Source organism: Terrabacter sp. Soil810 (assembly GCF_001429645.1).
In the GTDB taxonomy this organism is placed as follows: Bacteria; Actinomycetota; Actinomycetes; order Actinomycetales; family Dermatophilaceae; genus Terrabacter.
Genome location: NZ_LMSW01000011.1, coordinates 354,518 through 375,341, shown reverse-complemented (window position 1 = coordinate 375,341; position 20,824 = coordinate 354,518). Strand labels below are relative to the sequence as shown.

General features: G+C 71.3%; 21 protein-coding genes. 4 read left to right on the top strand and 17 right to left on the bottom strand.

Annotation, left to right across the window (positions count from 1 at the left end):
• Positions 1-17: 17 nt before the first annotated feature.
• The 3 genes from ASG96_RS07680 to ASG96_RS07670 all read right to left on the bottom strand — a co-directional run bounded on the left by ASG96_RS07680 (position 18) and on the right by ASG96_RS07670 (position 8,102).
• On the bottom strand, positions 18-959 hold the full coding sequence (locus ASG96_RS07680) for an aldo/keto reductase (protein ID WP_057587632.1): 942 nt from the start codon (positions 957-959) through the stop codon (positions 18-20).
• Between the two features lie 120 nt (positions 960-1,079).
• A complete protein-coding gene (gene pulA / locus ASG96_RS07675) occupies positions 1,080-6,851 on the bottom strand; it encodes a pullulanase-type alpha-1,6-glucosidase (RefSeq protein ID WP_057587630.1) in 5,772 nt (1,923 codons plus the stop codon).
• A gap of 159 nt (positions 6,852-7,010) precedes the next feature.
• Positions 7,011-8,102 carry a MerR family transcriptional regulator gene (locus tag ASG96_RS07670; RefSeq protein WP_235509103.1) on the bottom strand — a complete coding sequence of 364 codons (1,092 nt, stop codon included), beginning with the start codon at positions 8,100-8,102 and terminating at the stop codon, positions 7,011-7,013.
• A gap of 184 nt (positions 8,103-8,286) precedes the next feature.
• On the opposite strand from ASG96_RS07670, the gene ASG96_RS07665 reads away from it, so the two are divergent.
• A complete protein-coding gene (locus tag ASG96_RS07665) occupies positions 8,287-8,568 on the top strand; it encodes a WhiB family transcriptional regulator (protein ID WP_056752866.1) in 282 nt (93 codons plus the stop codon).
• A gap of 8 nt (positions 8,569-8,576) precedes the next feature.
• Here the strand turns inward: ASG96_RS07665 and ASG96_RS07660 are convergent, their stop codons facing one another.
• The 6 genes from ASG96_RS07660 to truA all read right to left on the bottom strand — a co-directional run bounded on the left by ASG96_RS07660 (position 8,577) and on the right by truA (position 14,218).
• Positions 8,577-9,107 carry a YbaK/EbsC family protein gene (locus ASG96_RS07660; protein WP_056752863.1) on the bottom strand — a complete coding sequence of 177 codons (531 nt, stop codon included), beginning with the start codon at positions 9,105-9,107 and terminating at the stop codon, positions 8,577-8,579.
• Positions 9,108-9,178: 71 nt separating this feature from the next.
• Entirely contained in the window at positions 9,179-10,228 is a 1,050-nt protein-coding gene (locus tag ASG96_RS07655; protein WP_057587626.1) for a nitronate monooxygenase, read from the bottom strand.
• A gap of 62 nt (positions 10,229-10,290) precedes the next feature.
• The gene (locus ASG96_RS07650; RefSeq protein WP_056752858.1) at positions 10,291-11,973 is read right to left on the bottom strand and encodes an ABC-F family ATP-binding cassette domain-containing protein; all 1,683 of its coding nucleotides are present in this window, start codon (positions 11,971-11,973) and stop codon (positions 10,291-10,293) included.
• A gap of 65 nt (positions 11,974-12,038) precedes the next feature.
• Positions 12,039-12,665, bottom strand: coding sequence for a hypothetical protein (locus ASG96_RS07645; RefSeq protein WP_235509102.1), 627 nt, complete (start codon positions 12,663-12,665; stop codon positions 12,039-12,041).
• Between the two features lie 15 nt (positions 12,666-12,680).
• Positions 12,681-13,298 (bottom strand): hypothetical protein, encoded by a 618-nt coding sequence (locus ASG96_RS07640; protein ID WP_057587622.1) that lies wholly within the window; start codon positions 13,296-13,298, stop codon positions 12,681-12,683.
• Positions 13,299-13,360: 62 nt separating this feature from the next.
• The gene (gene truA, locus ASG96_RS07635) at positions 13,361-14,218 is read right to left on the bottom strand and encodes a tRNA pseudouridine(38-40) synthase TruA (RefSeq protein ID WP_057587620.1); all 858 of its coding nucleotides are present in this window, start codon (positions 14,216-14,218) and stop codon (positions 13,361-13,363) included.
• 128 nt (positions 14,219-14,346) lie between these two features.
• Between truA and ASG96_RS07630 the strand changes: the two genes are divergently transcribed.
• The gene (locus ASG96_RS07630) at positions 14,347-14,886 is read left to right on the top strand and encodes a hypothetical protein (RefSeq protein ID WP_057587618.1); all 540 of its coding nucleotides are present in this window, start codon (positions 14,347-14,349) and stop codon (positions 14,884-14,886) included.
• 73 nt (positions 14,887-14,959) lie between these two features.
• Here the strand turns inward: ASG96_RS07630 and rplQ are convergent, their stop codons facing one another.
• From rplQ to ASG96_RS07590, 8 genes are all read right to left on the bottom strand, one after another.
• A complete protein-coding gene (gene rplQ / locus ASG96_RS07625) occupies positions 14,960-15,664 on the bottom strand; it encodes a 50S ribosomal protein L17 (protein ID WP_056752842.1) in 705 nt (234 codons plus the stop codon).
• 72 nt (positions 15,665-15,736) lie between these two features.
• Positions 15,737-16,768 (bottom strand): DNA-directed RNA polymerase subunit alpha, encoded by a 1,032-nt coding sequence (locus tag ASG96_RS07620; RefSeq protein ID WP_056752840.1) that lies wholly within the window; start codon positions 16,766-16,768, stop codon positions 15,737-15,739.
• A gap of 164 nt (positions 16,769-16,932) precedes the next feature.
• Positions 16,933-17,541, bottom strand: coding sequence for a 30S ribosomal protein S4 (gene rpsD / locus ASG96_RS07615; protein ID WP_045191881.1), 609 nt, complete (start codon positions 17,539-17,541; stop codon positions 16,933-16,935).
• Positions 17,542-17,573: 32 nt separating this feature from the next.
• Positions 17,574-17,969 carry a 30S ribosomal protein S11 gene (gene rpsK, locus ASG96_RS07610; RefSeq protein ID WP_020143208.1) on the bottom strand — a complete coding sequence of 132 codons (396 nt, stop codon included), beginning with the start codon at positions 17,967-17,969 and terminating at the stop codon, positions 17,574-17,576.
• A gap of 56 nt (positions 17,970-18,025) precedes the next feature.
• On the bottom strand, positions 18,026-18,400 hold the full coding sequence (rpsM, locus tag ASG96_RS07605) for a 30S ribosomal protein S13 (RefSeq protein WP_020143209.1): 375 nt from the start codon (positions 18,398-18,400) through the stop codon (positions 18,026-18,028).
• Between the two features lie 223 nt (positions 18,401-18,623).
• Entirely contained in the window at positions 18,624-18,737 is a 114-nt protein-coding gene (gene rpmJ, locus ASG96_RS07600) for a 50S ribosomal protein L36 (protein WP_006592630.1), read from the bottom strand.
• Positions 18,738-18,892: 155 nt separating this feature from the next.
• Complete coding sequence (gene infA, locus ASG96_RS07595) at positions 18,893-19,114, bottom strand: translation initiation factor IF-1 (RefSeq protein WP_013493543.1); 222 nt, start codon at positions 19,112-19,114, stop codon at positions 18,893-18,895.
• Between the two features lie 215 nt (positions 19,115-19,329).
• The gene (locus tag ASG96_RS07590) at positions 19,330-19,674 is read right to left on the bottom strand and encodes an iron chaperone (protein WP_056752838.1); all 345 of its coding nucleotides are present in this window, start codon (positions 19,672-19,674) and stop codon (positions 19,330-19,332) included.
• Positions 19,675-19,794: 120 nt separating this feature from the next.
• Here ASG96_RS07590 and ASG96_RS07585 point away from each other — a divergent pair, with 120 nt between their 5' ends.
• Both ASG96_RS07585 and ASG96_RS07580 read left to right on the top strand, forming a co-directional pair.
• A complete protein-coding gene (locus ASG96_RS07585) occupies positions 19,795-20,016 on the top strand; it encodes a hypothetical protein (RefSeq protein ID WP_056754524.1) in 222 nt (73 codons plus the stop codon).
• Positions 20,017-20,054: 38 nt separating this feature from the next.
• Positions 20,055-20,795: a hypothetical protein gene (locus ASG96_RS07580; RefSeq protein WP_057587616.1), complete on the top strand. Its 741-nt coding sequence runs from the start codon at positions 20,055-20,057 to the stop codon at positions 20,793-20,795.
• The last annotated feature ends 29 nt before the right edge of the window (positions 20,796-20,824 follow it).

Below are 20,824 nucleotides of genomic sequence, written 5' to 3'. Positions count from 1 at the left end.
GCTCACTCGCCGGAGGGTCAGACGGCGGGGGTGGTGATCCCGTCGAGCTCGGCGAGGTCCTCGGCGGTGGGCTCCCAGAGCCCCGCCCGGACGTTGTCGACGACCTGCTCGGGGCGGGTGGCGCCCGCGATCACCGAGGCCACGGCCGGCTGGGCCGCGAGCCCGCCGATGGCGACGTCGATGGGGCGCAGACCGCGCTGGGCGGCATACGCCTCGAGCGCCTCGATCGTGTCCCAGTCGGCACCGTCCAGCCGGTCGGCCATGCCGGCGAGGCGCGTGCCCTCGGGCGCCGGCTCGCCGCGGCGGTACTTCCCGGTGAGCAGGCCCGAGGCGAGCGGGAAGAACGGGAGCAGCCCGACGCCGACGTGCTCGCACGCGGGCACGAGCTCGTCCTCGACGTCGCGCTCCAGGAGGGAGTACTCGTTCTGCGCCGAGACGAATCGCGACGTCCCGGCGGCGCGCGCGGTCCAGTCGGCGTCGACGACCTGCCAGCCCGTGAAGTTGCTGCTGCCCAGGTAGCGCACCTTGCCCTCGCGGACCAGCTCGTCGAGCGCCGCGAGCGTCTCGTCGATCGGGGTCTGCGGGTCGGGCCGGTGCAGCTGGTAGAGGTCGATCCAGTCCGTGCCGAGGCGGCGCAGGCTCGCCTCGACCGCCTTGCGGACGTAGCGACGCGACCCGCGCACGCCCCAGTCGGGCCCGTTGGCCCCCTGCATGTCCATGCCGAACTTCGTTGCCACCACGACGTTCTCGCGTTCTGAACCCAGCGCGAGACCGAGCATCTCCTCGCTCGAGCCCTGGCCGTAGATGTCCGCGGTGTCGAAGAGGGTGACGCCGCTGTCGAGGGCCTGGCGCACGACGGCGTTCGTGCCGTCCTGGTCGACGCGTCGTCCGAAGTTGTTGCAGCCGATGCCGACGGTGGAGACGGTGAGCCCGCTGTCGCCGAGCTGCCGGTAGGTCATGTCAGGAGTCGCAGTCACCGGTCCAACCTATGCCCGTGCCGACGCTGCGGGCAGGGCACGCACCGCACGCCGGAGGCCGGCCCCCGCGTCGCGGGGACCGGCCTCCGACCGGTGGTGCGCTCAGTTCGGCTGGACGAACACGGCGACCGTGCGGGCGGGCACCGAGAACGAGCTGCTGCTCGGGTCGTATGCCGCCTGCTTGACGACGCCGTCGGCGCCGTTCGCCTGGACCGGGCTCAGCCGGACCGTGCCGGTCAGGCCGGTGACCTTCTGCGACACGGCATCGGGCGTCGCGTTGAAGACGACGACCGCACCACGCAGCGCGGGGTCCACGTCGGCGCCCACCGTGTCGTCGAGCCGCATCACGATGACGCCCTGCTTCGCGTCCGCGGTGCCCGACACGGGGAAGGACACCTTGGCGTTGATGGCGGCGGCGTTGCCGAGACGGAACAGCTTGGTGCTGAAGCGAAGTCGCAGCAGGTCTTGTGCCATCGCGTCGGCGCTGCGCACGTCGGCCGCGGTCGGCTTGAGTGCCGGGTTGGCGAGCAGCGGCTTCATGAACGGCCACTTGGCGGAGTTCTGCTCCTGCGGCGGCAGACCGTGGCCGAAGCCGTTGTCGGCGCCCGTCCAGTCGAGACGGTTGAACCAGTCACCGCTGTCGTACGAGTCACGGTTGAGCGACTTGCTGCGGAGCAGGTCGGCGCCGGCGTGCCAGAACGACGGCGTCTGCGCCAGTGCGGTGGTCGCCAGCGACAGGGTGTTCATCCGCACCCGGTCCTGCATCGACGTCGCCACGGGCAGCTTGTACGTCAGCGAGTCGAAGAGCGTCTCGTTGTCGTGGGCGTCGACGTAGCTGACGACCTCGTCGGGCTGGTCGGCGTAGCCGGCCGGGGACCCGTTGTAGTCGACCTGCGTGCCGTTGACGACCGTGCCGGTCTTCTGGCTGCGGAAGGTGAACGTCTTGAGGTTGCCGGCCAGGCCGAGCTGGACGAGGTCGGTGTCGCTCCCGAGGCGCGTGGCCGCGTCGGCGTTGACCGCCGCACCGTTGGGGTCGGTGGCCTCACCGGAGCCGAAGCCCTGACGGCGCGGGTCCTCGTCGAAGGGTCCGCCTCCCCGCACGCCGTCGCGCAGGCGGTCGGAGAAGGTGCCGATGCCGGTGCCGCCGAGCTGGCCCTGCGTCGCCTGGACGAAGAGCTTGTTGTTGGCGACCTCGCCGAAGTTCCAGCCTTCGCCATAGAGGTAGATGGACTTTCCGTCGACGCCGTCCTTCGAGAGCGTCAGGGCGTCGAGGGCAGCGCGCACCGCGAGCATGTTGGCCTTGCTGTGGTGGCCCATGAGGTCGAAGCGGAAGCCGTCGACGTGGTAGTTCCGGGCCCACGACACGACGGAGTCGACCATGAGCTTCTCGCCCATCGCGTGCTCGGTCGCGACGTTCTGGCAGCACGTCGAGGTCTCGACCGCGCCACTCGCGTTGAGGCGGTGGTAGTAGCCGGGGACGACCTTGTCGAGCACCGACTTGTCACCCTGGCCCGACTGCGCCGTGTGGTTGAAGACCTGGTCGAGCACGACCCGCAGGCCGTCCTGGTGCAGGGCACCGACCATGGTGCGGAACTCGGCCACACGGGTGCCGCCGTCGGCCGCCGTGGTGCTCGACGCGTACGACCCGTCCGGGACGCTGTAGTGGTAGGGGTCGTAGCCCCAGTTGAAGGCGTCCTTGGACGCGACCGCGCCGACGCACTTCTGCTGCTCCTCGCTGTCGGGAGCGTAGGAGGCGAGGTCGCACTGCGGTGTCTGCTGCTTGGACGTATCCTCCTCGATCGAGGCGATGTCGAAGCTCGGCAGCAGGTGCACGGTGTTGAGGCCGGCCTTGGCGAGCGCCTTGAGGTGGGCCCGGCCGTCACCGTCGGTGGCGAAGGCGAGGTAGCTGCCGCGCAGGGCCGCCGGGACCTTCGCGTCGGACATGGAGTAGTCGCGGATGTGCAGCTCGTAGATCGTCGAGTCGACGTCCTGCGCGAGCGTCGGCGAGGGGGTCGTGCGCCACGCGGACGGCATGAACGTCGGGTCACGCAGGTCCACCGCGACGGAGCGGGTGGAGTTGAGCGTCAACGCGACCGAGCTCGGGTCGGTGACGACGTTGGTCTCGACCTTGCCCGTCGACGGCGCCCACACCTTGACCTCGTAGAGGTAGCGGGCGTTGCGGGCTGACGACCCGAGCGAGGTGCTCCAGGCCCCCGCGCCGTCGCGCGTCATCGCCGTGCGACGGGCGGTGTCGAGCGGCTGGTCGGCGCTCCCGGCCGGCCACGTCAGGAGGGTGACCTGCTGGGCGGTCGGGGCCCACAGGCTGAAGTCGACCCGGCCGGAGCCGGCGAAGCCGACGCCATAGGTGCGCGTGCGGGCCGACGCGGCATACAGCGCGTCGAGCGCGATGGCTGTCTGCGCCCCCGTGGCGTCGAGCAGCTGACCCGTCGATCCGTACATCGCGACGGCGACCTGGCCCTTGAGGATCTCGGGCATCAGCTTGGCCGTCGCCTTGTCGAGGCGCAGGGCCACGGCTCCGGCGAGCTCCGGGTGGGCGGCCACGAGCGAGGCGGGCAAACCGGCCGGATCGCGGGTCAGGCTCGCGACGGAGCCGCCGGTGACGGCCTCGGCGTCGACGGCGAGGCCGCCGTCGGCCGACCAGTGCAGGCGCCAGTCGAGGGTCGCGGGGTCGGTGCCGGCCGGCAGCGCCGAGGCCGGCCAGGCGACGAGGTCGGGACCGACGATGTACGCCTTGGACTTCGTGAGGTCCGGTGCCGCCCCCGCCTTGGAGGTCTTGACCGTGACCTCGTGGGTCGAGGCCTTGTAGGTGATGGTGGTCAGCACGCCGTCGGACGGGACCGAGAACGCGACGTTGTTGGCCGGGTAGGCCTCAGACCACGACAGGCCCACCGCGACCTTGAACTCGTACGCACCGGCAGGGATCTGGTCGGTGGTGAAGACGTAGGTGCCGTCACCGTCGGGGTCCTGCAGCCACGAGCGCATGCAGTCGGGCGCCCAGTCGCCGGGGCAGCCGAGCTCGCTCTGGAAGCTGCCTGGGGCCGTGATGATCGGCCCCTGCGCGTCGCTGGTCACCCAGTGCGTGCGGTGGTCGTAGTAGAAGTTGACGGCCTTGCCGCCCGGGGCCGTGTAGGGGATGTTGCCGCCACCCTTGAGGGCGCCCGCGCCGTAGTTCTCGTCCCACGACTTGTTGATCGCGGCCTTGTACTCGTAGTCACCGGCCGGGATCGAGTCGAAGGATCCCTTCCAGATGTCGTCCTTCGCGTCGAGGGCGAGCTGGGCCTGGTCGCAGTCCGGCTGCCAGTCTCCCGGGCAGCCCATCTCGGAGTTGTGGTTGCCGGGGACGCTGACGTGGTCCGGCTGCGTGACGGGGCCGACGCCACCGCCGCCGCCACCGCCCGACGTCTCGGGCTCGCCCACGATGCCGTACGTGGAGGTCGCCGAGACGTGACCGGCGAGGTCCTTGGCCACGATGCGGTACTCGACGAGCGTGCCCTTGGCGAGGCCGGACACGTCGTGGAAGACGCGGTAGGGCGCGTTGTCGTCGGTGCCGAGCGGCGTCCAGGCAGACGTGCCGACGGGGCGCTGGAGGAAGGAGACCTCCGCGAAGCTGTTGCCGGGCAGCGCCGCACCGATCTCGGCGCGGCCACCCACGACGCCGCCGGCGCTGGGGGACGTCGGGTAGACCGCGGGAGCCGAGGTCGGCTGTGCCATGGTGCTGTTCGCGCGGTAGACCGCCACGGACAGCGGCGGGACGGTGACCGTGACCCGGCCGTCGGCGGCCGCCCGAAGGTCGGAGGTGGCCCCGAGGAGCGGCACGAGCTTCGAGCCGGCCGAGTAGGTGGAGAAGGTCGCGGTCTTGGCGGTCGTGGCGTTGTTGGCGACGACGACGTACTCGCGCTTGGCCGCCTTGTCGATACGGCTGATCGCGTAGATGCCGGCGGCGTCGGACGCGTAGCGGTGGACCTGGGCGCCGTCGGCGAGCGCGGGGTTGGCCGCACGCAGCGCCGAGAGCGCCGTGATCTCACGGTAGAGCGGGGCCGACGTGTCGTAGTGCGCGTCGGTGCCCGCCGTCTTGCTGCTGCCGACGAGGACGTCGTCCTGGTAGATCGGCGTCTGCGTGGCGAACATGTCCTGGCGGGCACGCTTGTCGCCGAAGTCGCTCGTCGGGCCGGTGAAGCCCTGCTCGTCGCCGTAGTAGACGACGGGGTTGCCTCGGGTGAGGAACATCAGTGACGTGGCGAGCCGGTCGCGGGCCAGCAGGTCGTCGCCCGTGGCGCCGCCCGAGAGGAGCATCGCGCCGATGCGGCCCATGTCGTGGTTGCCGAGGAAGGTCGGCAGCTCGTAGGCGTTGGAGTCGGTGTCGGTGTAGTAGTCGTCGCCGGCGAAGAGGTCGCGCATGCCGGTCGTCGCCTTGCCCTGCGCGAAGCCGAGGGCCGCACCCTGGAAGCCGAAGTCGAGGGTCGCCGGCAGCGCACCCTTGGTCGTGAACTCGCTCGTGTAGGCCGGGTTGCCGTCGTAGACCTCGCCGAACATGAAGAAGTCGTCGTTGCCGATCGCCTCGGCGTGCTTCAGGATCGCCGGCGAGAAGGCCTGCCAGAACTGCATGTTGACGTGCTTGACCGTGTCGATGCGGAAGCCGTCGACGCCGAAGTCGACCCAGGACTTGTAGATGTCCTCCATGCCCGTGACGACCTTGGGGTTCTCGGTGAAGAGGTCGTCGAGACCGGAGAAGTCGCCGTAGGTCGAGGACTCGCCGGCATACGTCGAGTCACCGCGGTTGTGGTAGAGCGTCGTGTCGTTGAGCCAAGCCGGGACCTTGACGTCCTTGTCGGCGTCGGCGACCTCGGGCACGTAGGGGAACGACGTCGCCGGGTCCATCTTCGGGAAGTCGGGCGACCCGGCGACGTCGACGTCGTCGAAGACCTTGCCCTGGGCGTCCTTGTAGGGGGTCGTCGCCTTGTTCACGTAGGTGTAGGTGCCTCCGTCGTAGGAGATGACGTCGGCCGTGTGGTTGGTGATGATGTCGAAGTAGACCTTCATCCCCTTGCCGTGCGCGGCCGAGATGAGCGCCTTCATGTCGGCGTTCGTGCCCAGGTGCGGGTCGATTCGCGTGAAGTCGGTGATCCAGTAGCCGTGGTAGCCGGCGCTCGCGTCGGAGCCGCTGCCCTGCACGGCGCGGTTCTTGAACGACGGCGTGAGCCAGATCGCGGTCGTGCCGAGGCCCTTGATGTAGTCGAGCTTGCCGGTCAGGCCCTTGAGGTCACCACCGTGGTAGAACCCCTCGTTCGTGGGGTCGAAGCCGGTGGCGAGCGGGCCGCCCGTGAGGCCTCCGCGGTCGTTGGTCGTGTCGCCGTTGGCGAAGCGGTCGGCCATGACGAAGTAGAACCGCTCCTTCGTCGCGAGCGACCGCAGCGACGAGGCGGCGAGTGCGGCGTCGGCCTTCGTGGCCGCGCCGGGCAGGTCGGTGGGGGCGATCCCGACGGCGTGCGTCGTGTCGTCGTAAGTGAAGCGCAGCGTGGCCGCGTCGGCGAGGACGAGCGGCACGTTGCCGCCGCCCTGGCCGTAGCTCTCGTCCCACGAGTGGTTGATCGCCACCTTGAGCTCGTAGCTGCCTGCGGGCAGTCGGAACTCGGCGGCATACGTCGTCGTGCCGGGCTGGAGCGCGAGGTCGGTCGCGGTGCAGTCGGGCTGCCAGTCACCGCTGCAGCCGAGCTCGTCCTGCAGCGAGCCGACGAGCGTCGCGGTGCGCGGGGCGTCGGCCCGGGCGGTCGGCGCCCCCGCCAGTGGGACGGCGAGTCCCGCCATGACGAGGGCCGAGATGCTGGCGACGGACAGGGCCGGGCGACGGCGCATGCGCACTCCTTTGTGGGCTGGGTCGCTCACGCCCGCGTCTGGACGCTCGACCACCGGGGAGAACCTAGCGCCCGGGTCGGACACCGCGCCAGACCTGAACTGCAACTTTTTGCACTCGTGCTCAGGATGTTGCGGGATCTTGCGCCGATCGGACGCGTCTCAGCGCAAGGAACCAGCAGATCTCGGGACGAGCGCAGTCACGGCCGCGTCGAAGTCGACGACCCGCGTCACCGACGCGGGTCCCCCCGGACCGGCGACACCGTCTGGCCAGCCGGGCCCACCGATGACGACCTCGAGGGGCCAGTCGATGACCTCGAGATCCCGCCAGAACGGCTCGTCCTGCGGGCGGGCGAGCGAGGCCCAGAGGAAGACGGCCCTCGGCTGCGACTCACGCAGCGCCGACACGAGGGCGTCGGACGGGACTCGAGGGCCGAGAAAGAGGCTCGCTACACCGTGACGGGCGAGCTCGGCCTCCAGCGCGAGCAGGGGGAGGTGGTGCTGCTCGTCGTCGGCGCTCGCCAGCACGACGGGCAGACCCGCCACGCGGAGCCGGTTGGCCCGCACGACGGCACGCAGCTCGGACTGCAGCAGCTCGCTGGTCAGGTGCTCGGACTGCACACCGAGGCGGCCCTCCTGCCAGAGGTCGCCGACCCGGCGCAGCGCCGGCGCGAAGACCTCGACCCAGGCCCGACCGACCTCGCGGCGGCGCATCACCTGGCGGTAGAGCAGCGACATCGTGCGCGCGTCGAGGGTCCGGGCCGCGGCGACGATGGCCTCGACGAGGTCGATGGCCTCCTGCTCGGGGCCTTCTCGCGCACCGACGGGAGCGCCGCCCCGGCCCGCGACGCCAGCGCTCTCGACGCCACCGGCAGCGTCACCGCCGGCGGAGGCAGCGGCCCGGAGGCCGGTCAGCCCTCGGTCGCCGTCGAGCCGCTCGGCGATGGACGCCGCATCCATCGCGAGCACGGAGTCGGCGGCGCTCTGCGCGGGCACGCCCTGGGCGGTGAGGCGGGACATGAGCAGCACGCGACGGATGTCGAGCTCGGTGTAGCGACGGTGGTTGCCGCGCGTCCTCAGGCTCGGGCCGACGCCGTGCCTGCGGTCCCAGGAGCGGAGCGTCGGCGCGGCGATCGCGAGTCGTTCGGAGACGGCGCCGACGGGCCAGCCCAGCTCGGGCTGCCGCTCTCCCGGCTCGGGGTCGGCTGGGTCCGTCTGGCCAGGCTCCCTCGAGACTGCCGGCTGCGGGTTCATGTCGATCATCACCGTTTCACGTTGGTCGCCCGCATCGGGCGGAGCGGCCGGTGATTCCCGTCATGGGCCGCTCCGGCGCCGATCGGGCACCCCGATCCTAAACTTATGCAGACCTCTTGTGCAATGCGTAGGTTCTGCGTAGGTTCGGCATCAGATCGCTCGACCGGACCCGACGGAGGAAGCCATGACGATCACTCGCCTTCCGCGCCCCACCTACTCCTCGTACGAGTGGCAGGAGCAGGGTCGGTGCCGCACCAAGGCCGTCGAGCAGTTCTTCGCCGACGACCATGAGCTCGACCAGCGCGAGCGCCGCGAGCAGACCGAGGCCGCCCGCATGGTGTGTGCCGGCTGCCCCGTGCGCGAGCGGTGCCTCGACCACGCGCTCCGCGTGCCCGAGACCTTCGGCATCTGGGGCGGCACGACGCCGACCGAGCGCGCCCAGATGCTCTGGGACGTTGCCGGCTGACCGAGCCGTCAGCGCACGGCGAGGGCGATGACCTGCGCCGTCGGCAGGCCGGCGAGCGCCGACCCGTCGAGCAGCAGCTTGGCGCCGCGCACCCCGGCACCCACGACGACCGGACCTGCCGCGACGACCGCCTCGTCGACGAGCACGGGCCAGTCCGCCGGAAGGCCGACGGGCGTGATCCCGCCCTGCTGCATCCCGGTCAGCTCCTGCGCCTTCGACTGGTCGGCGAACGAGATCTTGCGAGCGCCGAGGTGCTTGCGCACGACGCGGTTGATGTCGGCCCGGTCGGTCGCGAGCACCATGACGGCGGCCAGCGTCGTCTCCTCGCCGCGGCGTGCCTCGACGACGACGCAGTTGGCCGACGCCTCCGGCGCGACGTCGTAGGCCTCACAGAAGGCCGCCGTGTCCGCGAGCGTCGCGTCGATGGGGGCCACACGCACCCCCGGCACGTGCTCGAGCGCCGCCACGACCGCCGGCGCGAGCAGGTCGGGGCGCTCGGAGGCGGCCACCCACGTCAGGTTTCCTTCGGCACTGGGCATGCCCCGAGCGTAGGCCGCCCCCTCCCCACCGCGCCCAGGGCCCCGCTGCGGTGACGAGCGGTGTGGACCTGTCAGTGGGCGAGCTCGGCGACGACCGTGGCGGCGGGCACGGCTCGCACCGACCGCCAGCCCGTGCCCGCCCACAGGGCGAGGAGGTCGGGCCGCTCGGCCCGCGCCGACGCCCGTCGCAGCGGCACCGTGAGGTGGTGGACCTCCGGGTAGGCCGCTGGGGCCTGGTCGTCGTGCCGGCGCAGGAAGTCGGTCTCGAGGCCGCGCGCGAGGCGCCCCGAGTAGGCGCGGGTCACCGCGGTGCGCTCGTGGGCGGGGTCGGCGAGAGCACGCCGGTAGGCCAGGCCGGTCCCCGCCTCGGGTGTCAGCAGCAGGGCCGTGCCGATCTGCACGGCGTCGGCCCCGGCGGCCCGCACCTGCGCAGCCCGCTCGGGCGTCGAGATGCCGCCCGCGGCGACGACGGGGACGTCCGTCTGCGACCGCACGGCGGCGACGAGGTGGACGAGGTCGGTGCCCGAGGGCTCCTTGGCCGGATCGAGGGTGCCACGGTGTCCGCCGCCGTCGGGACCCTGCAGGCAGAGCCCGTCGACGCCCGCAGCGAGGGCGGCGGCCGCCTCCTCGACGTCGGTGACCGTGGCGACGGTCTCGATCCCGGCACGCCGCAGCTCGCCGAGCACTGCCGTGCTCGGCAGCCCGAACGTGAACGACACCAACGGAACTCGCTCGCGCACGACGAGATCGAGCTTGCGCTCCCAGTCGTCGTCGTCACCGGGTCTCGGCTCCCCGGGCTCGACGTCCACCGACCGCGCGTCGTCCGCGAGGGCCTCGCGGTAGGCGGCCACGGCCTCTGCGCGCTCGGCACCCGTGAGCTCGCCCGGCCCCACGGCGTACGCGTTGGCCTGGGCGGGCACGAAGAGGTTGACGCCGAAGGGTCGCGAGCTCGCGTCCCACACCTCGGCGATGGCCGCCGCGAGCTGCGGAGCCGTGAGGTAGCCGGCCGCCAGGAAGCCCAGACCGCCCGCCTCGCCGACGGCCGCCACGAGCTCGGGCGTCGACGGGCCCCCGGCCATCGGGGCGCCGACGACTCCGGTGTCGAGCGTTCGCAGCAGCATGCCCCGACGCTACTCCGCTCCCCCGCCCGCGGCACGGGCGCGTGCGTGGGGCGGGGGTGGGGTCACCGCGGCCGGACGACCCGTCCCTCGTCCCACACCGGCTCGGTGGACTCGTAGACGCGACCGTCGGCGCCGAAGACGAGGAAGCGGTCGAAGCCACGGGCGAACCACCGGTCGTGCGTGACGGCCACGACGGTGCCCTCGAACCGGTCGAGACCCTCCTCGAGCGCCTCGGCCGACTGGAGGTCGAGGTTGTCGGTGGGCTCGTCGAGCAGGAGCATCGTGGCGCCCGACAGCTCGAGCAGCAGGATCTGGAACCGGGCCTGCTGCCCGCCCGACAGCGACTCGAAGCGCTGCTCGCCCGACCGGGCCAGCTCGTAGCGGTCGAGCGCCCGCGCGGCCTGCTCGCGCGGGCGGCCCTCACGGTGCTCGTCGCCGCGGTGCAGGATCTCGAGCAGCGTGCGCCCCATGAGCGACGGGTGCTCGTGCGTCTGCGCGAACCAGCCCGGCCGCACCCGCGACCCGAGACGCACGACACCTGCGTGCTCGACCGGGACCGGCCGCACGTCACCGACGGGCTGGTGCTCGCGCTCGGGGTCGGTGCCACCGCACGCGAGCAGCCGCAGGAAGTGCGACTTGCCCGAGCCGTTGCTGCCGAGGATCGCGACCCGCTCGCCGTACCAGACCTCCAGGTCGAAGGGCTTCATCAGCCCGGTCAGCTCGAGTCCCGTCGCGACGATGGCGCGCTTGGCCGTGCGGCCACCGGTGAGGCGCATCGTGACCGACTGCGTCATCGGCGTCTCCTCCGGCGGTCCCGCCTGCTCGAACTTCGCCAGCCGGGTCTGCGCGGCCTGGTAGCGCGAGGCCATGCCGTCGTTGAACTTGGCCTTGACCTTGAGCGTCTGCACGAGGGTCTTGAGCTTGACGTGCTCCTCGTCCCAGCGACGGCGCAGCTCCTCGAGACGGTCGTTGCGGTCGGTGCGGGCCTGGGCGTAGGTCGCGAACCGGCCGGGGTGCACCCAGAGGGTCGCCCCGGCGCCGCCGGGCTCGAGCGTCGCGACCCGGGTGGCCACCCGGTCGAGCAGCTCCCGGTCGTGGCTGATGAACAGCACGGTCTTGGGCGAGGCGACGAGCGCCTCCTCGAGCCAGCGCTTCGTCGGCACGTCGAGGTAGTTGTCCGGCTCGTCGAGGAGCAGCACCTCCTCCGGGCCACGCAGCAGCGCCTCGAGCACGAGCCGCTTCTGCTCGCCGCCGGAGAGGGTCGTGACCTTGCGCCACTGCGCCTGCTCGTACGGGATGCCGAGGGCTGCGACGGTGCACTGGTCCCAGAGGGTCTCCTGCTCGTAGCCGCCGGCCTCGCCCCACTCGACGAGCGCGTGGGCGTAGGCCATCTGGTCGTCCTCGGAGTCGCGCTCCATCATGAGCAGCTCGCTGCGGTCGACCTCCTCGGCGGCGGCGCGGATGCGCTCGGGCGCCACCGACACGAGCAGGTCGCGCACCGTCGTGTCGTCGCGCACCTTGCCGATGAACTGGCGCATCACGCCGAGCCCGCCCGATCGGGTCACGGCGCCCTCGTGGGCGGCGACGTCGCCGGCGATGATCCGCGTCAGCGTCGTCTTGCCGGTCCCGTTGGGGCCGATGAGGGCGACCTTGGCGCCCTCCCCCACCCGCACCGAGACGTCGTTGAGGAGTGGCCTGCCGTCCGGCAGGCTGAAGGAGACGGAGTTGACGTCGACGTGGCCCACGAGGGTCAAGCCTGACGTATGCCGTGTGGCCGCGTCACCCGGTTAAGCATCAGGTCGCGCACGCGTCACCCCCACGACCAGGAGTCGAGCACGGCGCGGTAGACGTCGAGGGCCTCCGGGTGTGCGGGGTCGTAGGTCAGGCGGATCGCGAAGGCCTGCTCGGTGTAGGGGACGACGTAGTAGACGTGGCGCACCTGCTCCGACTGGTCGACGACGATGCCCATCGCCCGGTAGCCGGCGATCTCCCGCTCGGGGGCGGCCATCGGCGCGATGCCCTTGGCCTCGAAGCCCTCACGGAGCCCGTCGACCACCTCCGACAAGGAGTGGGACCCGACCTTGATCGGCCGCTCGACCGCGATGAAGGCCGGCACGCTGTCGTCGTCGGGCTGCAGGAGGGTGTCGGGCGGTGGGTCGAGGCTGCGGTCGGCCCGGCTCCACCCGACCGGCTGCAGGTAGCTGTAGTCGATGCCGCGGACGCGATCATCGCTCATCGCGACGTGACTCACTGCGGCCGGCAGCGGCTGGATGCGGTGACCGGCGCTGTCGGTGGTCGGGGCGGCGGACGTCGGCACGTGCACGACGCCGACGTCGGTCCGGGCAGGCGCCGCGGGGGCGGCGTCACCGGAGCACCCGGCGAGGCCGGGGGCGATGAACAGGGCGATGGCCGGGAGCAGGGCCACCGACGTCCTCACGCGCGCCGACATCGGCTACGTCCACGCCCAGGTCGAGAGCAGCTCGTCGAACTCGGCCATCGCGTGGGCCGCGTCGGCCTGGGACGAGCTGAGGGTGAGCAGGTAGATCCGGCCGCCGCGGGCGACGCCGTAGGAGCGGGCGAGCACCTTGATGCCCTGCTGCTGGAACGTCGTCGTGAAGCCGACGGCCGTCGAGCCCGACACGGTCTTGTCGGGCGCCGAGGAGACGGTGCGTCCGGCGGCGCCCAGCTGCTGGCGGCCCTTGGCCAGCTCGTCGTCGAGGACCGACTGGTCGCCGTCGGCCGCGGTGACCACGAGGTTGTTGGCGAAGGCGCCGACCTTCTTCGACGAGAGCAGCACGAGGTCGATGTCGGCGACGCCGCTGGCCTGGTCGGTCGCCTCGGTCCAGCCCTCCGGGGGCACGACGGTGAACCCGCCCGAGCGACCCCTGACCTCGTCGCCCTCCGCGGTCGCGGCGGAACCGGTGGCACCCGACGTGCTGCCCGCCGAGGGGGTGGCCGAGGTGCTCGACACCGACGGCGGCGAGGCGGTCGTGCCCTTCGAGCAGCCCGTCAGCACCAGCGTGAACGTGAGGACGCCCACCGAGACGACGCGGGTGGGGCGGGCCTTCATGCGGACGATCCAACCACACGGACCGGACGGGCGCCGGTCCGGTCTCGGGCCTGAGACACCGCTCACCCGGGCTCTCGACGGGCTCGCGTGACGACGGCCCGCGCGGCGAGGTCGGCCTCCGCGGGGTAGACGACCTCCTCGAGACTGAGACCGTGCGGGGGCATGACGTGGATCCCGGCCGTGCGCTCGGCGCGGTCCTGCAGCGACAGCGGCCAGTCCACGGTGCGGCGCCCCTCCCCGACGGGGACCACCGCGCCGACGAGCGAGCGCACCATCGAGTGGCAGAAAGCGTCGGCGCGCACCGTGGCGGCGAGCACCCCGTCGGGCAGCCGGGTCCACGAGAAGTCGAGCAGGGTGCGCACGGTCGTCGCGCCCTCGCGCTGCTTGCAGAACGCCGCGAAGTCCCGCAGACCGACGAGCGAGCGCGCCGCATCGTCCATGGCTGCGACGTCGAGGGGGCGCCGCCACCAGACGGTGTCGTGACGACGCAGGGGGTCGCGGTCGGCGTCCGGGTCGGCCAGGCGGTAGAGGTAGCGCCGCTCCACGGCCGAGAAGCGTGCGTCGAAGCCGTCCGGGGCCACGACCGCGCCGCGCACGACGACGTCGTGGGCGAGGATGCCGCCGAGGCGACGGACGAGGGCGGCTCCCGGCTCCCGGTCCGACCGGCCCGGCAGGGCGGCCCACGCCTGCGGGTCGAGGTCGACGTGGGCGACCTGGCCGCGCGCGTGGACGCCGGCATCGGTGCGACCGGCCACCGTGACGCGGACGGGCTCGGGACTGCGCAGCAGCGTGGTCAGGGCGGCCGCCAGCTCTCCCTGGACGGTGCGCAGCGAGGGCTGGGCCGCCCACCCCGAGAAGGCGGTCCCGTCGTAGGCCAGGTCGAGCCGCACGCGCAGCGTGGGCCCGCTCGACTCGCTCATGGCGCCCGAGCCTAACGGCAGGTCGACGTCGGCCAGGCGGCCCCCCGTCAACCCTCCCGGGGCCCTGCACGTCTTACTTGTGGGGCACCGGACGACCCGGCCCGGTCCCGTCCGAAGGGGGAACCTCCATGTACGCCATCACCCGCCGGCTCGCGGTCGCCGCGTGCGCCGCCGCCCTCGCCGCGCCCGTAGCCGTCGCCGCCACGAGCACGACTGCCTCCGCCGCACCGTTCTGCGGCATCACCTGGGGATCCCTGGCCAAGGCCACGAGCCCCGCCCGGTTGTGGACCGGCTCGGTCACGGGGACCCGTGCCGGTCAGCACCCCTGCTACGACCGCCTCGTCCTGGACCTCGCACCGGGGCGCGGCGCGCTCGGCTACGACGTCCGCTACGTCTCCGCCGTCACCGCGCCGGGCAGCGGGCTGCCCGTGCCCGTCAGCGGGGGCGCGAGGGTCCAGGTCACCGTCGACGCCCCGTCGACCCTCGCCACAAGCACCACGACCCTGACCGGGTGGCGCACCTTCCGCCAGCTGAGGAACGTCGGCAGCTTCGAGGGCTACACCGACTTCGGGCTCGGCGTCCGGGCGCGGCTGCCGATGCGGGCCTTCGTCCTGACCGACGCCGACGGCGGCCGCCGTCTCGTCGTCGACGTCGCCCACCGGTGGTGAGCGCGAGAAGGGCCCCGCACCCATGGTGCGGGGCCCTTCTCGGGTGCGCCGGAGCGCGGGAGTCGATCCTGGCTCAGGAGCCGGAACCAGCCTTCGTGAAGCCGGCCTTCTCGGCGTCCTCGGCCGACTTGAACCAGAACTCGGCGATCGTCTGGTCGTACCACTGGCCGTCGGGCTCGTGGTACTTGCCGGAGTCGGCGTTGCCCTTGACGGTGTAGCCGTCCTCGGGCGACGAGCCGTCCTCGTTCGCGGCGACGGCGCCCTCGGGCACGTCGACGGCAGCGGCGGCCTCGGTGGCCTCCGCCTTCTCGGCGTCCTCGGCGGCCTTGGTCTCGGCAGCGGCCTGCTTCGACTCGCTCTGCTTCGCAGCGCGCTTCGTGGCGGCCTCGGCCTCCTTGACCGTCGCCTTCTTGGCCGACAGCGGCTCGCGGACGAGCTCGATGACCACCATGGGGGCGTTGTCACCCTTGCGGGCGCCGATCTTCGTGATGCGGGTGTAGCCGCCCTCGCGAGCCGCCATGTCGGGGGCGATCTCGGCGAAGAGGCGGTGGACGACACCCTTGTCGCGCACGACCGTGAGGACGCGGCGACGGGCGTGCAGGTCGCCACGCTTGGCGAACGTGATGAGACGCTCGGCGAGCGGGCGCAGACGCTTGGCCTTGGCCTCGGTCGTCGTGATCTTGTCGTGCTCGAAGAGCGACGTCGCGAGGTTGGCCAGGATCAGCCGCTCGTGGGCGGGGCCGCCACCGACGCGGGGACCCTTGGTGGGGGTGGGCATTTCGTTTCTCCTAGAAGTCCGACCAGGCCGTTCTCGAGCAGGGCGCCGAGGGCTCGGTCAAGAAGCGGTTGGTCAGAGACGCTCGTCCTCGACGAACGACTGGTCGTCGTCGTCGCTGTAGTCGTCCTCGCCGTAGCCGTCGACGAGGGCAGACGGGTCGAACCCGGGCGGGCTGTCCTTGAGGGCCAGACCCATGCCGACGAGCTTGGCCTTGACCTCGTCGATCGACTTCGCACCGAAGTTGCGGATGTCGAGCAGGTCGGCCTCGCTGCGGCCCACGAGCTCACCCACGGTGTGGATGCCCTCGCGCTTGAGGCAGTTGTAGGAACGAACGGTGAGGTCCAGGTCCTCGATCGGCAGCGCGAGGTCCGCGGCGAGCGCGGCGTCCGTCGGCGACGGGCCCATGTCGATGCCCTCGGCCTCGACGTTGAGCTCGCGAGCCAGGCCGAAGAGCTCGACCAGCGTCTTGCCGGCCGAGGCCATGGCGTCACGCGGCGTCATCGAGTTCTTCGTCTCGACGTCGACGATGAGCTTGTCGAAGTCGGTGCGCTGCTCGACACGGGTCGCCTCGACCTTGTAGGTCACGGTGAGCACCGGGCTGTAGATCGAGTCGACCGGGATACGGCCGATCTCCTGGTCACCGGACTTGTTCTGCTGCGCCGAGACGTAGCCACGGCCACGCTCCACGGTCAGCTCCATCTCGAGCTTGCCCTTGTCGTTCAGCGTCGCGATGTGCAGGTCGGGGTTGTGCACCTCGACACCAGCCGGAGGCGTGATGTCGGCGGCGGTGACCGCGCCCGGGCCCTGCTTGCGCAGGTACATGACGACCGGCTCGTCGTGCTCCGAGGAGACGACGAGGCCCTTGATGTTGAGGATCATCTCGGTGACGTCCTCCTTCACGCCCGGAACGGTCGTGAACTCGTGGAGCACGCCGTCGATGCGGATGGAGGTGACCGCCGCGCCCGGGATGCTCGAGAGCAGGGTGCGACGGAGGGAGTTGCCGAGCGTGTAGCCGAAGCCGGGCTCGAGCGGCTCGATGGTGAAGCGGCTGCGGTTGTCGACCACGACCTCTTCGGAGAGCACGGGACGCTGTGCGATGAGCACTGTTCATTTCCTTCCCACGGGCGACCGCCATATGACGCCTCGTGAAACTGCCCGGTCGTGATCCGGGCGGGCCGGCTCGGCTCTGTCTGCGAGCGCGGCCCCAGGCAAGACCCCCGCCGTATGCCGCTGGGCGGGCCCAGCGGCATACGGACGTGGGGCGGGTGTCAGTTCTTCGAGTAGAGCTCGACGATCAGCTGCTCGGTGAGCTGCGAGTCGATCTGCGCGCGCACCGGGAGCTGGTGGATGAGGATCTGCAGCGAGCCGTCGACGACCTGCATCCAGGCCGGGACGGGACGCTCGCCGAACGTCTGGCGAGCCAGCTCGAACGGGAAGCTCTCGACGGACTGCTTGCGGACCGTGATGATGTCGTACTGCTCCACGCGGTAGCTCGGGACGTCGACGCGCACGCCGTTGACCTCGAAGTGACCGTGCGTCACGAGCTGGCGGGCGTGGCGACGCGTGCGGGCCAGGCCCGCGCGGTAGACCACGTTGTCCAGGCGCGACTCGAGGATCTGGAGAAGGTTCTCACCGGTCTTGCCGGGGCGCTTCGCCGCTTCCTTGTAGTAGCGGACGAACTGCTTCTCCATGACGCCGTACTGGAAGCGGGCGCGCTGCTTCTCCTGGAGCTGGGTGAGGTACTCCTTCTCCTGGATCCGGCGACGGCCGTGCTGGCCGGGCGGGAAGGGACGGAGCTCGAAGTTCTTGTCGCCGCCGACGAGGTCCATCTTGAGGCGGCGGGACTTCTTGGTGATCGGGCCGGTGTAACGAGCCATGTTTCTAGTTCTCTCTCTCGCTCAGGCCGGGATCAGACGCGACGGCGCTTGGGCGGGCGGACACCGTTGTGCGGCGTGGGCGTGACGTCGCTGATCGCGCCGACCTCCAGGCCGGTGGCGGTGAGCGAGCGGATCGCCGTCTCGCGGCCCGAGCCCGGGCCCTTGACGAAGACGTCGACCTTGCGCATGCCGTGCTCCATGGCGCGGCGGGCAGCGGCCTCGGCGGCCATCTGGGCGGCGAACGGGGTGGACTTGCGCGAGCCCTTGAAGCCGACCTGGCCGGCAGAGGCCCACGCGATCACAGCACCCGTGGGGTCCGTGATCGAGATGATCGTGTTGTTGAACGTGCTCTTGATGTGAGCGTGCCCGTGGGCGACGTTCTTCTTCTCCTTGCGACGAACCTTCGTCACACGAGCCTTGGGAGGCATTTTTCTCCTACGTCAGAACTGAATGTCGGTGAGACGTGATCGCGGGGCGATCAGCGTCACTTGGCCTTCTTCTTGCCGGCCACGGTGCGCTTCGGGCCCTTGCGGGTGCGCGCGTTGGTCTTGGTGCGCTGACCGCGCACGGGCAGACCACGACGGTGACGGAGACCTTCGTAGGAGCCGATCTCGACCTTGCGGCGGATGTCGGCCTGCACCTCACGGCGAAGGTCACCCTCGAGGCGGTAGTTGCCCTCGAGGAAGTCACGAAGCGCAACGAGCTCGGTCTCACCGAGGTCCTTGACGCGGGTGTTGGGGTCGACGCCGGTGGCAACCAGCGCCTCCTTGGAACGGGTGCGACCGACACCGAAGATGTAGGTCAGTGCGACCTCGACGCGCTTCTCGCGCGGAAGGTCGACTCCAACAAGACGAGCCATGTTGGGTTGTCTCCTGATTTCTGTTACGCGGAGGTCTGGAGCAAGGCACCGATCCGGGGTCACGGTCCGCCACTCAGAAGGACGGGCCACCGGTCCCCGGCCTCCGTGCCGGGGGTGACGTCCTGCGCCGACACGACGGTCGGTCATCAGGGGCCGGGTGCTGCTTTCATTCACTTGTTGCGTGCTGTCGAAGTTCTGTCGACGGCGAGGGTGGTGCTTCTGCTCAGCCCTGGCGCTGCTTGTGGCGCAGGTTCTCGCAGATCACCATGACCCGACCGTTGCGGCGGATCACCTTGCACTTGTCGCAGATCTTCTTGACGCTCGGCTGAACCTTCATCTGCCTGCTGTCTTCAGATCGCGCGCCTGCCACCGCGGGCCCCGGAGGGCACGTGACGATCAGGCGCTTGGTTGTGTAATCGGGAGTTGGTGCCTCGCACTCGTCCCGGCCTGACATGCCCGCTCTCGCGGACCGGTCGCGGCCGACCCTGGTGCTCAGCGGTAGCGGAAGACGATCCGACCGCGGGTCAGGTCATAGGGCGAGAGCTCGACCACCACACGGTCCTCCGGGAGGATCCTGATGTAGTGCTGTCGCATCTTGCCCGAGATGTGTGCGAGCACCTTGTGACCGTTGGAGAGCTCCACCCGGAACATCGCGTTCGGGAGAGCCTCGACGATCGTGCCCTCGATCTCGATGACACCGTCCTTCTTGGCCATATCCTCCGTCTATCTGTTGGTGGCCGACCCGGACTGAGCCGGCCTTGGGGCGTGCCTAGGTGCCGTGCTCGTCGCACAGGCGTGACTCAGGCGTCGAGACACACGACACCCAACGCACAAGACTACGCCAGAAGGCGGAGTTCCTGAAATCGGCGACGGACCGTCTGCCTCGGCGCCGGCGGCGTCCGCGGCCCGGCGACGTGCGGTGTTCTGGCTCAGCGGTCGAGCTCGGCCCGACGCAGGACGACGATGCGCTCGATGACGTCGTCGGGCAGCTGCTGGTCGGCGGAGAAACGGATCGTGCCCTTGCTCAGGGAGTGCCCGGCCAGGTCCGGCGCGACGGCCTCGACGACGGCAGGGCTGAAGGGAAAGAGGGACAGGTGCCGGGCCGCCGCCGTGATGCCGAGCAGCGGACGCCCGTCGAGGCGCAGGGCCGGCATGCCGTAGCTCGTGCCCTCCTCGGCGTCGGGGGCCACGCGGCGCGCCACGTCGACGACGTGCTGCAGGGCCGCGCGCTGGTCCGGCTCGAGTCCGGCGAGGTAGTCACCGATGGTTCCCACCCGGTCATGGTGGCATCCCCGCGGCCGTCGTGGGCGCGTTCGCCGCACTCCGTCCCCCGGGTATGGGTGGTCGACCCCTCCACCGGTCGCCGTCACGACGACCTCCCACGAAAGGCCATCATGAGCGCTCGCACCCGCACGCGTACGCGTACCTCCACCATCGTCGTGATCCTCTGGCTCCTCATCGGCGTCTTCGCCGCCTTCCAGCGCGGCTACTTCGGCTCGTCCGACCCGAGCTGCAGCCGACTGGCCACGACCGCTGTGACGATCGTCGCCGGCCCGCTCAACTACGTCGGCCTCGACCCGCGCATCGGCTGCTCGACGCCCCAGCCCTCGAACTAGGCCGTGAGGCAGGCGGGTGGGAACGGCATACTGGCCGGGTGACCGAGCCCGGCGCTGACGCCACCGTCCCACCCGCCACCTCCACGCCGTCGGAGGCCCGGGCGACACCGCCCGACCGCACCGACACGGTGACGGCGCCCCCCTCGGACGCGGAAACGGTCGAGGACTACTACGCCCGCATCGCGGCCGCGGCCGGCCAGGACGGCCGTCTGCCCGTCGCCGTCGAGGAGATGCCCGGCTGGGACATCTACCCCTACGAGATCGAGGGCCTGCGGCTCAAGCCGGTGCAGCCTCCGGCCGACGAGGAGCCGGCACGTCGCGGCGAGCAGGCAGCCGACTGCTGGTGCACCACCGGCGTCCCGGAGGCCGACGACCGGCTCGTCTGGTCGAACGCCCGGTGGCGCCTCACGCTCGCCGTCGACACGGGCCTGCCCGTCATGCTCATGCTCATGCCCCTCGCGCACCACGACCTGCCCTCCCTGCCGGGCGACCTCGCGGCCGAGATGGGCCAGCTCGTCGTCGCGGTCTCGGACGCCGTCGAGCACGTGCCGAGCGTCGGCCGGGTCCAGCTCGCGAAGTACGGCGACGGCGGAGCCCACCTGCACCTCTTCTTCCTCGGCCGCCCCGCGCGCATGCTGCAGTTCCGCGGGTCACCGCTCATCGACTGGGAGGAGAACCTGCCGCGGGTGCCGCTGGACGTCCTACGGGCCAACGCCCGCGTGGTCGCCGAGCGGATGGTCGTCCACGTCGGTGGCACGCCCGGAGGACTCGGCCGCTAGAGCGCCCGGTGGGAGTCCGGCGGACACCG